This window comes from Paraburkholderia kirstenboschensis, from assembly GCF_032806925.1.
GTDB lineage: Bacteria > Pseudomonadota > Gammaproteobacteria > Burkholderiales > Burkholderiaceae > Paraburkholderia > Paraburkholderia kirstenboschensis.
Map to the genome: position 1 here is coordinate 2,781,514 of NZ_CP136513.1, position 14,784 is coordinate 2,796,297.

12 protein-coding genes are annotated in these 14,784 nt (G+C 60.9%); 5 read left to right on the top strand and 7 right to left on the bottom strand.

The window, feature by feature from the left end:
* The first annotated feature begins 116 nt into the window (after positions 1-116).
* Entirely contained in the window at positions 117-1,487 is a 1,371-nt protein-coding gene (gene ltrA / locus RW095_RS35160) for a group II intron reverse transcriptase/maturase (protein ID WP_317020376.1), read from the top strand.
* 107 nt (positions 1,488-1,594) lie between these two features.
* Here the strand turns inward: ltrA and RW095_RS35165 are convergent, their stop codons facing one another.
* The 3 genes from RW095_RS35165 to mnmE all read right to left on the bottom strand — a co-directional run bounded on the left by RW095_RS35165 (position 1,595) and on the right by mnmE (position 4,777).
* The gene (locus RW095_RS35165; RefSeq protein ID WP_164853631.1) at positions 1,595-1,756 is read right to left on the bottom strand and encodes a hypothetical protein; all 162 of its coding nucleotides are present in this window, start codon (positions 1,754-1,756) and stop codon (positions 1,595-1,597) included.
* Between the two features lie 244 nt (positions 1,757-2,000).
* The gene (locus tag RW095_RS35170) at positions 2,001-3,212 is read right to left on the bottom strand and encodes a tyrosine-type recombinase/integrase (protein ID WP_317020377.1); all 1,212 of its coding nucleotides are present in this window, start codon (positions 3,210-3,212) and stop codon (positions 2,001-2,003) included.
* A gap of 170 nt (positions 3,213-3,382) precedes the next feature.
* Positions 3,383-4,777, bottom strand: a complete 1,395-nt coding sequence (mnmE, locus tag RW095_RS35175; protein WP_317020378.1) for a tRNA uridine-5-carboxymethylaminomethyl(34) synthesis GTPase MnmE — start codon at positions 4,775-4,777, stop codon at positions 3,383-3,385.
* Positions 4,778-5,144: 367 nt separating this feature from the next.
* Here mnmE and RW095_RS35180 point away from each other — a divergent pair, with 367 nt between their 5' ends.
* Entirely contained in the window at positions 5,145-5,552 is a 408-nt protein-coding gene (locus tag RW095_RS35180) for a transcriptional regulator (RefSeq protein WP_027776859.1), read from the top strand.
* Positions 5,553-5,701: 149 nt separating this feature from the next.
* Here the strand turns inward: RW095_RS35180 and yidC are convergent, their stop codons facing one another.
* From yidC to rpmH, 4 genes are all read right to left on the bottom strand, one after another.
* Positions 5,702-7,360, bottom strand: coding sequence for a membrane protein insertase YidC (yidC, locus tag RW095_RS35185; protein ID WP_317020379.1), 1,659 nt, complete (start codon positions 7,358-7,360; stop codon positions 5,702-5,704).
* 30 nt (positions 7,361-7,390) lie between these two features.
* On the bottom strand, positions 7,391-7,621 hold the full coding sequence (yidD, locus tag RW095_RS35190; protein ID WP_006050604.1) for a membrane protein insertion efficiency factor YidD: 231 nt from the start codon (positions 7,619-7,621) through the stop codon (positions 7,391-7,393).
* A gap of 112 nt (positions 7,622-7,733) precedes the next feature.
* On the bottom strand, positions 7,734-8,231 hold the full coding sequence (locus tag RW095_RS35195; protein ID WP_317020380.1) for a ribonuclease P protein component: 498 nt from the start codon (positions 8,229-8,231) through the stop codon (positions 7,734-7,736).
* Positions 8,232-8,245: 14 nt separating this feature from the next.
* Complete coding sequence (rpmH, locus tag RW095_RS35200) at positions 8,246-8,380, bottom strand: 50S ribosomal protein L34 (RefSeq protein WP_004198824.1); 135 nt, start codon at positions 8,378-8,380, stop codon at positions 8,246-8,248.
* 385 nt (positions 8,381-8,765) lie between these two features.
* Between rpmH and dnaA the strand changes: the two genes are divergently transcribed.
* From dnaA to gyrB, 3 genes are all read left to right on the top strand, one after another.
* Positions 8,766-10,385, top strand: a complete 1,620-nt coding sequence (dnaA, locus tag RW095_RS35205; RefSeq protein WP_317020381.1) for a chromosomal replication initiator protein DnaA — start codon at positions 8,766-8,768, stop codon at positions 10,383-10,385.
* Between the two features lie 227 nt (positions 10,386-10,612).
* Complete coding sequence (gene dnaN, locus RW095_RS35210) at positions 10,613-11,716, top strand: DNA polymerase III subunit beta (RefSeq protein WP_128584616.1); 1,104 nt, start codon at positions 10,613-10,615, stop codon at positions 11,714-11,716.
* A 113-nt stretch (positions 11,717-11,829) separates the two neighbouring features.
* Positions 11,830-14,301, top strand: coding sequence for a DNA topoisomerase (ATP-hydrolyzing) subunit B (gyrB, locus tag RW095_RS35215; protein ID WP_317020382.1), 2,472 nt, complete (start codon positions 11,830-11,832; stop codon positions 14,299-14,301).
* Positions 14,302-14,784: the final 483 nt, after the last annotated feature.

Sequence of the window (14,784 nt, forward strand, 5' to 3'; positions counted from 1 at the left end):
AGGGCAACGGCGTCGAGCCGGAGCGAGAAGTCAGCAGAGGCCGTAGTAGTCACAGGACAGGCCGATGAGGCCAAAGCTGGTGACGAAGGGCCAAACGGGAAGGAGTGTCCAGCGTCATGTCGATGCGACAGGCAATGCGTCAGATGCCCGCGCAAGCGGGGCGGGTGGGAGTCACGTGCGGTGAAGCTGCACGGCGTACGCCGACAAGCGATGAAGCCTGCTGCCCGCGACATGAATCGGGGGACACAGGGTCGGCGCTGCTGGAAGCAGCGCTGACAAAAGAGAACCTGAAGCAGGCGTTCAAACGGGTCCGGTCGAACAAGGGAGCCGCTGGCGTGGACGGTCTGGACATTGACCAGACGTCGCGTCATCTGGTGACGGCGTGGCCCGCGATCCGTGAGCAGCTGCTCAAGGGGACGTACCGGCCCAGCCCGGTACGTCGGGTGACGATTCCGAAGCCGGATGGAGGTGAGCGCGAGCTTGGCATCCCGACGGTAACGGACAGGTTGATCCAGCAGGCACTCCTGCAGGTGCTGCAACCGGTTCTAGACCCTACCTTCAGTGAGCACAGCCACGGCTTCCGGCCTGGACGGCGTGCGCACGACGCGGTGTTAGCCGCGCAGTCGTACGTGCAGTCAGGTCGGCGAATCGTGGTGGACGTTGATCTGGAGAAATTCTTTGACCGGGTCAATCACGACATCCTGATCGACCGTCTACAGAAACGAATCGATGATGCCGGCGTAATCCGGCTGATCCGGGCGTATCTGAACAGTGGCATCATGGATGGCGGAGTGGTCCAGCAACGGGATCAGGGCACGCCGCAAGGCGGACCACTATCCCCGTTGCTGGCCAACGTGCTGCTCGACGAAGTGGACAAGGAGCTGGAGCGGCGGGGTCATTGCTTCGCGCGCTACGCCGACGACGCGAATGTCTATGTTCGTAGCCGCCGTGCGGGTGAGCGGGTGATGGCATTGCTGCGACGTCTGTATGGGCGACTGCGGCTCAAGGTCAACGAGACCAAAAGCGCAGTGGCCAGTGTGTTTGGTCGCAAGTTTCTGGGCTACAGCCTGTGGGTGGCTGCGGGTGGGGCGGTCAAACGCAAGGTGGCGGCCAAACCGCTGCTGGCGTTCAGACACCGCATCCGTGAACTGACCCGTCGCTCTAACGGGCGCAGCATGAAGGAAGTGGTGGAACAGTTACGGCCTTACGTGCAAGGCTGGAAGGCGTACTTCAGGATGGCGCAAACCCCCGGTGTGTGGTTGGCACTGGATGAGTGGCTGCGTCACCGGTTGCGCACGATCCAGCTCAAACACTGGCGCCGCGGCACCACCATCTACCGGGAACTGCGTGCGCTGGGGGCACCGGCCGCTGTGGCGCGGCAAGTCGCGGCGAACAGTCGTTGCTGGTGGCGCAATGGCGACGGTGCGCTCAAGCGTGTGCTGACCATCGCCTACTTCGACCAGCTTGGCGTACCCCGACTCTCCTGACCTCAACTTCCCGAACCGCCCGGTGCGGACCCGCATGCCGGGTGGTGTGGCAGGGGTACGGCCTCATGGCCGTCCCCTATGCCGATTGACGTCGCAAGGCGCGGCCCTCAGTGCCTGTGATGCAGCCACTCGGCGTAATGCGTATCGAGCCAGCGTTCGAGCTTTTGCGGTCCCGCCTTGTGATGGTAGCGTGAGGCCGCCCAGATTGCCCCGCCGACCAGCACCATCACGGTCGGCCCAAGCAGGTAAGCGATCAACGATTCAGACATGGCAGCCTCCAAGAAAAGGTTGCATCGTTGCTCGAGTGTAGGCGATCAGTCGAAGGAGAGAAGCGCCGCGTGAAGGGATGGCCCGGCTTGGCGCTTTCGTCGTCGTGACGATGTATTAATAACCTTGTGAACGATGCACGTTTTCTTTACGGTGCTACCGCTTGGAGGGTCGCGGTGTGTCTTTGTGTACTTAAAAAATGGCGGGCTGCGACCATTCACATTTCCGCTGGTCCTCTCGCCTGAATCAGCCCGCGCCGACCGCTCTTTTCCGCGCCGCGTCGAGCTCGGCATCGACGAAATCCGCCCATTGCTGCGCGATTTGCCGCTGCTCGGCCGGATCGCCTTCGGGCTTGCCTCGCGACTCACTTTGTCGCGTTTGCGCTGATGTTTTGTCCCGTTGTGCATGCTCGATCATCTCGCGCAGATGCGCCGACGCCGTTCGACGGAAGTCGTGAAGAACGAAATGCTCGACTTCCAGGCCAAGCGCCTTCACCGCCTGGTTGAGCGTGCTCTTTGCAATCGGCCGGTCGTCGCCCCTTACGCTCGGGAAGACAAAGGTCCTGCTTGCTCGCGTGCGATGCAACTCTTGCAGCATCGCCACTGCTTGCCGAGGCAGGTAGACGATGCGATCCGTATCTCCGTGCAGACGCGCGGCGGAGATGCGCCACAGCGCACGGTCGAGATCGAACTCGTCCCACGTCGCCTCCACTAGATCCGATTTGCGTACCATGGTCAGCACCAGCAGATGCAGCGCCATCTTGAGCGGCCGGCGGATGCTCGACGTTTCTATCGAATGCAGCATCGTGCCGATCTCCTCGCCGGACAGCACGCGAGTGCGGCTCTCGAAGGTGGCGATGGAGCGCGCCGGCACGACTTCCGCCGGGTTCGCGGTCGCAAGTTGGCGGGCGATCAGATACTCGTAGAGACGCTTGATGACGTTGCGGGTGTGCAGCGCCATCTTTGGCGAGCCGCGGCTTTTGATTGCGTCGCAGATAGCGACAACGTGCTCGGCGGTCACCGCCTTGACCCGCATGCTACCGATTGCGGGCAACACGTCCTTGTCGAGTGCCCGCCGCGTGGTGCGTCGATATTCGTCCGACTTCCCGGCCATTTCGGTCGCCATATAGAGCTCGGCTGCTTCACGCAGAACCTCGGCTTTGGCTTCGGCCCCGCGGTCGCGGCGCGCAGTGGCGACGGGCGAAATGCCTTGCGCGACCAGCTCGGCATACCTCTGCGCCTTGGCTCGGGCGACGCGCAGCGAAATCATCCGGTAATCGCCGATGGTCGCAAGCGGCTGGCGCTTGCCGTTCAGCGAATAGCGGAAGCGCCAGACCTTGGTGCCCGTGGTCATCACTTCGATCACGAGGCCGTTGCCGTCGGCGACGCTGTAGCGGGCGGCGCGCGGTTCGAGTGCGCGAATCTGGGATTCGGTGAGTGGGGCGGCTAGGCGGGGCATGCTGTAGTGGCTGGTACGCGACAGAGCGAGTTTAAACTGTCTGCGTTTGTGTACCAAGCGGAGGCGACGCCGTTGGTCCACAGAGCAAATTGGTCTGTTTCGCCAACAAAGCGCAGATGCCCCTGTTCTCTGGGCTCATCGCATACCAAGGCGCCTTTGAGTGCGCGCCTCTATTTGCCGATACAAAACCTGCTGAAAATCACTCCCAACAGATCGTCGGAGCTGAACTCGCCAGTGATCGAGTTGAGTTGGTCCTGCGCGAGCCGCAGTTCCTCGGCGAAAAGATCCAGCGCCTGCGAGTTCTGATCGGCATGCGCGGCGGCCGTCATCAGATGTTCCTGCGCTGCGCGCAACGCAATCAGATGACGCTCGCGCGCCAGGTAGACGCTCTCGGCGCCCGCCTGCCAACCGGCGATGCACAGCAGTTCGTCGCGCAACAAGCTCACGCCGTCGCCTTGTTTCGCCGACAGCCGGACTTCGCTAAGGTCGGAATCGGCGTCGAGCGCGCGAGCTTCGGGCGGCAAGCCGACCAAGTCTGTCTTGTTCAGCACGCGCACGACCGGAACGCCAGCCGGAAAGCGCCCCGCGATGGTTTCGTCTTCCACCGTCATGCCCGTGCGCGCGTCGAGCAGATGCAGCACCACGTCCGCGCGCTCAATCTCGCTCCAGGTCCGGGCAATGCCGATTTTCTCGACTTCGTCTTCGGTATCGCGCAAGCCGGCGGTGTCGATCACATGCAGCGGAATACCCTCGATCTGGATGGTCTGTGCAACCTTGTCACGCGTCGTGCCCGCAATCGGCGTGACGATGGCGAGTTCAGCGCCGGCAAGTGCGTTCAGCAGCGACGATTTGCCGACGTTTGGCTGGCCAGCCAGCACCACCGACAGTCCCTCGCGCAGCAGCGCACCTTGCCGTGCTTCGGCGAGCACGTGCGCGAGGCGCTCGCGGATCCGCGCGAGCTTGCCGCGGGCGTCGGCAGCTTCGAGGAAGTCGATTTCTTCTTCGGGGAAGTCGAGCGTTGCTTCGACCAGCATGCGCAGCGTGATCACTTCTTCGACCAAAGCGTGGATGTCGCGCGAGAACGCGCCGTCGAGCGAACGGCCCGCTGAGCGCGCCGCGGCCTCGGTGCTCGCTTCGATCAGATCGGCCACCGCTTCGGCCTGCGCGAGGTCCAGCTTGTCGTTCAAAAACGCACGGCGGGTGAACTCGCCGGGCTCGGCAAGCCGCAGACCAAATCCGCGCCCCGCGTCGATGCAACGTTGCAGCAGCAGTTGCAGCACGACCGGACCGCCATGGCCTTGCAACTCGAGCACGTGCTCGCCGGTGTACGAATGCGGCGCGGGAAAGTAAAGGGCAATGCCGCGATCGAGCGCGTTGCCGCCATCATCGAAAAAAGGCACGTAGCTCGCGTGACGAGGCGCGAGCGCCTGCCCGGTCAGCGCGTGCATCAGCGGCTGCGCCGCGGCCTCGCCCGCGCGTCCAAATGAAATGCGCACGACGCCGATGCCTCCCCGGCCGGGCGCGGTGGCAATGGCGACGATCGGATCGGAATCGGTGGTCAGCATGAGTGAGGCGGCGAATCGGAAGAATGGGGCAGGGCGGCGCGGACATCTCCGGCGCGCCGGGCATTGTAACGCGGGCCCTGTGCCGGGCCGGTCTGTGCGGCGCCTGTCCATCAGAACGCGCTTCTAGATCACCGTTGAGATTGATCCTAAACAAGCTAGGATTTGTACCTTGTAGCTAGTACAGGTGCAGACTCAACGAGAACACTGCGCGGCGGGGACGCACGTCCCACATAGAAAGTCGCAAAAAATGACATTGCGCTGAATCGCCGTTGCATTGCGGCGATCAAGCTAAAATTATCTCAAATACGTTCAACATGAGCCTGGACAGTTGTCAACTGGGAGGACGCTGAATTGCACAATCTGGCCCATGCCAACCCCGAAAGAAAAAGCTGCCTTCTCGAAGAGGCTGAAGGAAACATTGGAGCCGCTGAAGATTCGCGGCGGGACCAAGCTCGCCGAACAGTTCAACCTTCGCTATCGCGGTGACCGTCCGGTTACCCCGCAAACCGCGCACAAGTGGCTCACGGGTACGACGATTCCGAAGCCCGATAAGTTGCGCACGCTGGCCGAGTGGTTGAACGTGAAGGAGCATTGGCTGCACTACGGACCTTCGCCCGGTGCGAGCGCCAGACCGATGGCCCGCGGCGAGAAATATCCGCCGTCGCAGGAAACGATCGAACTGGCTTCGAAGATCGAATCGTTGACACCGAAAGACCGCTTTCTCGTCGAAGAAATGATTGTGCGCTTCTACGGTGAGGATACCGAAGAAGAGTAGCGGATGCGCCGTCTGCCCACGCAGCTCTCATGAAAAAGCCGCCCGGTTCGTTCGAACCGGGCGGCTTCGTTTTTGCGGGCGAGTCGGCTCGCCATCAGCGCGGGCGGCGCGCGGCGTTATGATCCGCCGCGCGCCGCTTCAGGCAGGCATCAGGCCGGCTTGGCCTTCGACTGACCCATCATGCGCGTGATGTAGTACTGCTGCGCGATCGACAACACGTTGTTCACGACGTAATACAGCACCAGACCGGCTGGGAAGAAGAAGAACATGACCGAGAATGCGATCGGCATGAACATCATCATCTTCGCTTGAACGGGGTCCGGCGGCGTCGGGTTCAGCTTCGTCTGCAGGAACATGGAAACAGCCATCAGTACCGGCAGGATGAAGAACGGGTCCTGCTGCGACAGATCGTGAATCCACAGAATCCACGGCGCGCCGCGCATTTCAACCGACGACAGCAGCACCCAGTACAGCGAGATGAACACCGGAATCTGAACCACGACGGGCAGACAGCCGCCGAACGGGTTCACCTTCTCGGTCTTGTAAAGCTCCATGAGCGCGGCGTTCATCTTCTGCGGATCGCCCTTGAAGCGTTCGCGCAGCGCCTGCATGCGCGGCGTGATCGCTTTCATGCGCGCCATGGACTTGTAGCTCGCGGCCGACAGCGGGAAAAATACCGCCTTGATCAGCAGCGTGAGCAGCACGATCGCCCAGCCCCAGTTGCCGACATAGCTGTGAATCTTTTCGAGCAGCCAGAAAAGCGGCTTCGCGATGATCGTCACCCAGCCGTAGTCCTTCACCAGTTCGAGACCCGGCGCGATGCCTTCGAGCATGCGCTCCTCTTCCGGACCGGCGAACAGACGCGCGGACACGTCGACCGTCTGGCCCGGTGCGATGGCCGCAACCGGCTGCTTCACGCCGACGCGATAGAGCGTCGGATCGATCTTCTCGACGTAGATGTCGCGCTTCGCGCCCTGCTGCGGAATCCAGGCCGACGCGAAGTAATGCTGCACCATCGCGATCCAGCCGTTGTCGGCTTGCTTCGTGAACTCTTCCTTGTTTTTGTCGATGTCGCCGAACGTCATCTTCTGGAAGTGGTGCTGGTCGGTGTAGACAGCCGGGCCGATGAACGTGTGCGAGAAGCGCGGCGTTTCCACCGGCTGGTCGTCACGCACCAGTTCCATATAAACCGACGGGCTCACCGGCGCCGTGCCGACGTTCTGGATCTTCGTATCGACGCCGATCACATAGCTGCCGCGGGTGAACGTGTAGGTCTTGATGACCTTCAGCCCGCCCTTAACCGGCGACTCGAAGCTGAGGTGGAACGATTTGGCGTCGCCCGTCAGGTCGTGCGGCTGGTTGGGCAGCGGCGTGTAGATGTCGTTGTGATTCGGGAAATCGCCGCCGAGCAGACCCGTACGCGCCAGATACGTGTGATTGGCGGTGCGGTCGAACAGCGTGATAACGAGATCCGGCTGCTTGCCGTCGCCTTGCTTGACGAGCGACAGCTTCGACAGCGTGCCGCCGCGGGTGTCGATTTCGCCGTTGTAGACGTCGGTGCTGAACTTGACGAGTTGCGATTGCGTGGCCGCCGGCGTGTTGGCCGGCGCTGCTGCGTTGGTGGCCGGCAAATCGGCGGGCTGGGTTCCCGGCGTCGTGGTTCCCGGTGCGGCGCTACCGACCGTCTTGGTCGGCGTGGCGCTCGGGAAGAACATCGACGGGCGTCCGTGGTCGCGTTGCCAGTTGTCGAACAGCATGACCGCTGACATGAAGAAGATGACCCATAGGACGGTGCGTTTGATATCCATGCGTTGTCTCAGTGTCGATGGAACGGCGCGTCAGCGCTTTTCAGAAGTGGGAGGCGGGACGAGATCGATGCCGCCCGCGGAAAACGGGTGGCAACGGCAAATACGCCTGGCGGCGAGATAAGTCCCGCGCGCGGCGCCATGATACTGGATTGCTTCGCGCGCGTAATCAGAGCAGGAAGGGTAAAAACGGCACCGGTTGCCGAGCATTGGACTCACGGCAAGCTTGTAAAAACGCAGTAAAGCGATGAGTACCGTTTGCATGGCTCGTGCGGCCGGACGGCGCCGCGCAACGTGGAGTACCGGACGACACCCGCTGGCCAACGCTGCCGAAGCTACGACGGCCTGAGCGAAAAAGCGGGCGGTCACCTGAGCGTCATTCCGTCCTGGGCGCTTCCGCGGGCGGCGCCTGACGACGGGCAATTTCGCGTGCTGCCTTGTCGAGCAACGACTCGATTTCACTGCGGCACAGCGCCTTTAACGGCGGCGACGCGGCGCTCGGCAAAGCCTTCTTGTCGAAGCGCGTGTGCAGGCGCAGCAGCACATCCCAACCGCCGAATTCCGCGCGACGCACCCGAAAGGCTTCACGCGCGATTCGACGTACCAGATTACGCGTAGCCGCGCGCGGCGCATACTTCTTGCCGATCACGAGGCCGAGGCGAGCCTCGTTGCCGGTAGGCCGGCCGTACACCACGAAGTGCGCAGTGCGGCGCCACGGGCGCAAACGAAAAACGGATGAAAATTCATCCGTTTTCAGTAGCCTTGCGGCTTTGGGGAAGGCGGCTTGCGCTCGCAACGGTATCGAGCCCTGCTGCGGCGCCTCTGCCGGTCCCGCTTCGCCACCGGTCTCGCCCGGCACGGACAGAGCGCGCAATCCGCTCGCCTGCCTTAGATGGCGAGGCGCTTGCGGCCCTTCGCGCGACGTGCGTTGATGACCTTGCGGCCGCCAGCGGTCTTCATGCGAACGCGAAAGCCGTGGGTGCGTTTGCGACGGGTAACGGAAGGTTGGTAAGTACGTTTCATGTTGCTCTCACTTGATCGAAAAATAACCGCGCGATCATCGCTGAAAGCGCAATGGCCGGAGGTTCACTGAATTGGTTTTCGCGGAACCCGCTATTTAAACCGGTTTTTCGTTGACCGTCAATACTTTAGCCCGTGCGGCCCGGGCGCGCGGTGCGCTTGCGCAGTTGATCCGTCCCTGTGGATAACTCCCTTTCGGCTCTCGTTTGGCGTTAGAATCTCGCCTTACTTCCCAAAAATGATGCACGCCGCTCCGGCTCGCTTGCCCCGCAAATCCCTTGTGGCACAGGCGCCTGGGGCTGTCACGCCTGGCTGCTTCGGGCCTTGTTGCGTGCGCGCGACGGGGGCAGAGGGCGAACCTCGTGCACACCATAACGACAGCAACTCGATGAACGAATTCTGGCAACACTGTTCCGCATTGCTGGAGCGTGAACTCACGCCCCAGCAGTACGCGACGTGGATCAAACCGTTGGCCCCGGTCGCCTTCGACGCCGCTGCGAACACGCTCAGCATTGCTGCGCCGAACCGCTTCAAGCTCGACTGGGTCAAGAGCCAGTTCTCCGGCCGCATCGCGGATATGGCCCGCGATTTCTGGCAAGCCCCGGTCGACGTGCAATTCGTACTGGACCCGAAAGCCGGCATGCGCGCCCCTGCGGCAGCCGCGCCGGCTGCGGCGCGTCCGGCTTCCGCACCTGATTCCATGGGCGGTAGCGCGGGCAATGGCGCTGCGGTGGACGCCGCCGTTGGCGCCGTGCAAGCGGCCCACGCCGCGCGCGCGAACGGCGCCAACAGTGCGATGGCGAACCTCAACGCAAACGCCCGCGCGGCAGCGGAACACAACGCAAACGCACGCGCCGCAGCCGAAGATTCCGCCGACCTGGACCTGCCGAGCCTCGACGCGAACGAAGCCGCGGCGGCACGCCGCACATGGCGTCCGGGCCAGAGCGCGAGCTCCAATGGCAACGGCGACAACGACTCGATGTACGAGCGCTCCAAGCTGAACCCGGTCCTGACTTTCGACAATTTCGTGACCGGTAAGGCGAACCAGTTGGCGCGCGCCGCGGCGATTCAGGTCGCGGACAATCCCGGCATCTCGTACAACCCGCTGTTCCTGTATGGCGGCGTGGGCCTCGGCAAGACTCACCTGATTCACGCAATCGGCAACCAGCTTCTGATGGACAAAGCCGGCGCGCGGATTCGCTACATTCATGCGGAACAGTACGTGTCGGACGTCGTGAAGGCGTACCAGCGCAAGGCGTTCGACGACTTCAAGCGTTACTACCACTCGCTCGATCTGCTGCTGATCGACGATATTCAGTTCTTTTCGGGCAAGTCGCGCACGCAGGAGGAGTTTTTCTACGCGTTCGAGGCGCTGGTCGCGAACAAGGCGCAGGTGATCATCACCAGCGACACGTATCCGAAGGAAATTTCCGGTATCGACGACCGTCTGATTTCGCGCTTCGACTCCGGCTTGACGGTGGCCATCGAGCCGCCCGAGCTCGAGATGCGCGTCGCGATTCTTATGCGCAAAGCGCAATCGGAATTCGTGAGCCTGAACGAAGACGTCGCGTTTTTCGTCGCCAAGCATTTGCGCTCCAACGTTCGGGAACTCGAAGGCGCGCTGCGCAAAATTCTCGCGTACTCGAAGTTCCACGGCCGCGAAATCACGATCGAACTGACGAAAGAAGCGCTGAAAGATCTGTTGACGGTGCAGAACCGGCAGATTTCTGTGGAAAACATTCAGAAGACCGTGGCTGACTTTTACAGCATCAAGGTCGCAGACATGTATTCGAAGAAGCGGCCGGCCAACATTGCGCGGCCGCGGCAGATCGCCATGTACCTCGCGAAAGAGCTCACGCAGAAGAGCTTGCCGGAAATCGGCGAGTTGTTCGGCGGACGCGACCACACCACGGTGCTGCACGCGGTGCGAAAAATCGCCGACGAGCGCAGCAAGGACGCTCAACTGAACCACGAGCTGCACGTGCTGGAGCAGACGCTTAAAGGCTGAGCGGCGCCGACGGAAAAATCGACCTGTTTATTTCGTAACTCGCCCCCATTTTAGTGAGGCGGTTCCTTTTTCAGGCACAATACAGGTTTAACCGCCCGGCGGCCGCGGGCGGATTTCACGCCGTGACGGGCGCTGCGTGGCGCCGGCGGGGAGCTGCGGTTGCGTGCCGGAAAAATGCCTAAAAGGGCTGAAAGGCGCGCGGGCCGTTATATCAACGAAGGAACTCTATGCAACTGGTCAAGACCGAACGCGATAACCTCCTCAGGCCGCTGCAAACCGTGAGCGGCATCGTCGAACGCCGCCATACGTTGCCGATCCTCGCCAATTTGCTGATTACCAAGAACGGCCCGGACGTGTCGTTCCTGTCGACCGACCTCGAGTTGCAGATCACCACGCGCGCCGATTTCGGCGTGGGCGGCGATTCGGTGGCGACCACGGTTGCAGCACGAAAGCTCCTTGACATTCTGCGCGCCATGCCCGACGGCCAGGTCACGCTCACGCTGAATGACAAGCGTCTGACGGTGCAATCCGGCAAGAGCCGCTTTGCACTGCAAACGCTGGCTGCGGACGAGTTCCCAACGGTTGCGCAAGCTAAAGACTACGGCGCGAGCCTCGTGGTTCCGCAAAAGACGTTCCGCCAGTTGCTCGGCATGGTCCATTTTTCAATGGCCCAGCAGGACATTCGCTACTACCTGAACGGCATGCTGCTGGTAGTAGACGGCGACCAGTTGATGGCGGTCGCAACAGACGGCCACCGCCTGGCGTTTTCATCGATGAAGATCGAAGGCACGTTCGCGCGCCAGGAAGTGATCATTCCGCGCAAGACGATTCTGGAATTGCAGCGTCTGCTGGAAGACATCGACGACACGCTGAACATCGACATCGCGCAAACGCAGGTGAAGTTCACGTTCGGTCAGGTCGAACTGGTGTCGAAACTGGTGGAAGGAAAATTCCCCGACTTCCAGCGTGTGATTCCGAAGTCGCATAAGAATCAGTTCGTGATCGGCCGTGAAGAGCTGCAGCGTTCGCTGCAACGCGCGGCGATTTTGACGTCGGACAAATTCAAGGGCGTGCGCTGCATCATCGAGCCGGGCCAGTTGAAGATCATGTCGACCAACGCCGATCAGGAAGAGGCGCAAGAAGAACTGGAAATCGCGTACGACGGCGACAGCGTCGATATTGGGTTCAACGTCACGTATCTGCTCGACGTGCTTGCGAACCTGAAGGTCGACATGTTGCAAGTGAGCCTTGGCGACGCCAGCTCCAGCGCGTTGATCACGATTCCCGAGAACGACGAATTCAAATACGTCGTGATGCCGATGCGCATCTAACGCGTCCAAAAACCAGAACACACCAAGGGGCGCAGCGCCCCTTTGGCGTTTTTATGGCATTTTGAAAAGTCCCGAGCAGCAACCCAGCAGTAATGCAGAACCGGAAAAAATCCATGACTGAAACGAACAATACGCAACCCGATAACAGCTACGGCGCCTCGTCCATTCAGATCCTCGAAGGTCTGGAGGCGGTGCGCAAGCGGCCGGGGATGTACATCGGGGATACATCGGATGGCACCGGTTTGCACCACCTCGTGTTCGAAGTGCTCGACAACTCGATCGACGAGGCGTTGGCCGGTTACTGTAACGACATTCAGGTGATCATTCACGCCGACAACTCCATCTCGATCACCGACAACGGCCGCGGCGTGCCGACCGGCCTGAAGATGGACGACAAGCACGAGCCGAAGCGCAGTGCCGCCGAAATCGTGATGACCGAACTGCATGCCGGCGGCAAGTTCGACCAGAACAGCTACAAGGTGTCGGGCGGCCTGCACGGCGTGGGCGTGTCGTGCGTGAACGCACTGTCCGCGTGGCTGCGTCTTACGGTTCGCCGCGACGGCAAGAAGCACTTCATGGAATTCCACCGTGGCGTGCCGCAGAACCGCGTGATCGAAGAGATCGGCGGCATCGCGGTGTCGCCTATCCAGGTGGTGGGCGAGACCGAAAACCGCGGCACCGAAGTGCACTTCATGGCGGACGAGACGATCTTCGGCAACGTCGAATATCACTACGACATTCTGGCCAAGCGAATTCGCGAACTGTCGTTCCTGAATAACGGCGTGCGGATTCGTTTGACGGATCAGCGTTCGGGCAAGGAAGACGATTTCGCGTTTGTCGGCGGCGTGAAGGGTTTTGTCGAGTACATCAACAAGACCAAGAGCGTGCTGCACCCGACCATTTTCCACGTGAACGGCGAGAAGGACGGCGTGGGCGTGGAAGTGGCGATGCAGTGGAACGACAGCTACAACGAAAACGTGCTTTGCTTCACGAACAACATTCCGCAGCGCGACGGCGGCACGCACTTGACCGGTTTGCGCGCAGCGATGACGCGCGTGTTGAACAAGTACATTGCCGACCATGAAGTCGCGAAGAAAGCGAAGGTCGAGACGTCGGGCGACGACATGCGCGAAGGGCTTTCGTGCGTGCTGTCGGTGAAGGTGCCGGAGCCGAAGTTCAGCGCGCAGACGAAGGACAAGCTGGTGTCGTCCGAAGTGCGCGCGCCGGTGGAAGATGTGGTCGCGAAGGCGCTGGAGGAATTCCTGCTTGAGACGCCGAACGACGCGAAGATCATCTGCAGCAAGATCGTCGATGCAGCGCGTGCTCGCGATGCGGCCCGCAAGGCGCGTGAAATGACGCGTCGCAAGGGCGTGCTCGATGGCGTTGGTTTGCCGGGCAAGCTCGCGGATTGCCAGGAAAAAGATCCGGCGAAGTCGGAGATTTATATCGTCGAGGGCGATTCGGCAGGCGGGTCCGCGAAGCAGGGACGCGACCGGAAGTTTCAGGCGATCTTGCCGCTGCGCGGCAAGGTGCTCAACGTGGAGAAAGCGCGTTATGACAAGCTGCTTTCTTCGGAGCAGATCGTGACGCTGATTACCGCGTTGGGTTGCGGTATCGGCAAAGAGGATTACAACCTCGACAAGCTGCGTTATCACCGCATCATCATCATGACCGACGCTGACGTGGACGGCGCGCACATCCGGACGCTGCTGCTGACGTTCTTCTATCGGCAAATGCCGGAGATGATCGAGCGCGGGTATATCTATATCGCGCAGCCGCCGCTGTACAAAATCAAGGCGGGTAAGGACGAGCGGTATCTGAAGGATGAGAATGAGGTCAATGCTCATATCTTGAAGCTGGCGTTGCAGGGTTCGGAGTTGTTGCCTTCTGAGAACGCGACTGCGATTACCGGCGATGCGTTGGGCGAGTTGGCACGGGCTTATCTGCTTGCGCAGGCGGTGGTCAACCGGTTGAGCAGGCTGTATGACGCTGGGGCGCTCGAGGCTGTGATGGATGGCGTTGTCATCGATCTCTCTAGCGAAGATGCGGCTGAGGCTTCTGCAAAGGCGCTCGAGGCTAAGCTGCGGGATGACGCGCTGAAGCCCGAAGTTACCGTTACGACGATGTATGACCCGGTGCGCGAATTGCGTTCGCTGCGCGTCGCGAGGACGCATCACGGGAATCAGAAGGTTTCGGTGCTGGACGAGGAGTTTCAGTTGACGGCTGATTATCAGCAACTGGTCAATACCGCTAATACGTTTAAGGGGCTAATTGGTCCGGGCGCGGTGATCAAGCGTGGTGAGCGGAGTATGGCTGTTGGCGACTTCAAGTCTGCTATGAAGTGGTTGTTGGCTGATGCTGAGCGGAATGTTTCCAAGCAGCGCTATAAGGGGCTTGGTGAGATGAATCCTGGGCAGCTTTGGGAGACGACTATGGATCCGGCTGTGCGTCGTTTGCTGAGAGTGCAGATCGAGGACGCTATTGCGGCTGACGGGATCTTTACTACGCTCATGGGCGATGATGTGGAGCCGCGGCGGGCGTTTATTGAGTCTAATGCGCTTAGGGCGGGGAATATTGATGTTTGAGAGGTGCTAATAGCGCCGGCAAATGGAATTCGCGAGACTAGGAACGAGTCTGTGAGACTGAAAAAGCTGAATTAGTGAGACCGGCGGGATAGCTTCTAAAGTTTGACCGTTCCGGTGTCGCAGGGTTACCAGACCCCGAGGTCTTCAGGCCCACAGACTCCTAATCCGTAGATCGAGGGTTCGAGTCACTCACGCCTTAAAGAATTAAAGGTTACGTGCGTTCGCGCCGTAGCCTTTTTCGTTTTGGGGCTGCTGGTCTGCACAAGGTCGACGCTCTCGCCCCCTCGCGAAGGGTATCCTCGCGCCGCAGCCGTTAAGAACGACGCCAGAACGACGAACATCGTCCCGGCACCAAGTGCTGGGAACTTTGGTTGCAAACATGTTCCGTGATACTCAGAGATGTCTGCGGTACCGGGAACGGTTCGTAATTACTTAGCCGCCAATACAGCAATGTGTCCAACGCCCGCAGACATAAGAGAATCA

Bases quoted from the DNA above. Each gene is read 5' to 3' on its own strand.
- ltrA (WP_317020376.1), top strand. From the start codon at position 117: ATGTCGATGCGACAGGCAATGCGTCAGATGCCCGCGCAAGCGGGGCGG.
- RW095_RS35165 (WP_164853631.1), bottom strand. From the start codon at position 1,756: ATGTCTGAATCGTTGATCGCTTACCTGCTTGGGCCGACCGTGATGGTG.
- RW095_RS35170 (WP_317020377.1), bottom strand. From the start codon at position 3,212: ATGCCCCGCCTAGCCGCCCCACTCACCGAATCCCAGATTCGCGCACTC.
- mnmE (WP_317020378.1), bottom strand. From the start codon at position 4,777: ATGCTGACCACCGATTCCGATCCGATCGTCGCCATTGCCACCGCGCCC.
- RW095_RS35180 (WP_027776859.1), top strand. From the start codon at position 5,145: ATGCCAACCCCGAAAGAAAAAGCTGCCTTCTCGAAGAGGCTGAAGGAA.
- yidC (WP_317020379.1), bottom strand. From the start codon at position 7,360: ATGGATATCAAACGCACCGTCCTATGGGTCATCTTCTTCATGTCAGCG.
- yidD (WP_006050604.1), bottom strand. From the start codon at position 7,621: ATGCAAACGGTACTCATCGCTTTACTGCGTTTTTACAAGCTTGCCGTG.
- rpmH (WP_004198824.1), bottom strand. From the start codon at position 8,380: ATGAAACGTACTTACCAACCTTCCGTTACCCGTCGCAAACGCACCCAC.
- dnaA (WP_317020381.1), top strand. From the start codon at position 8,766: ATGAACGAATTCTGGCAACACTGTTCCGCATTGCTGGAGCGTGAACTC.
- dnaN (WP_128584616.1), top strand. From the start codon at position 10,613: ATGCAACTGGTCAAGACCGAACGCGATAACCTCCTCAGGCCGCTGCAA.
- gyrB (WP_317020382.1), top strand. From the start codon at position 11,830: ATGACTGAAACGAACAATACGCAACCCGATAACAGCTACGGCGCCTCG.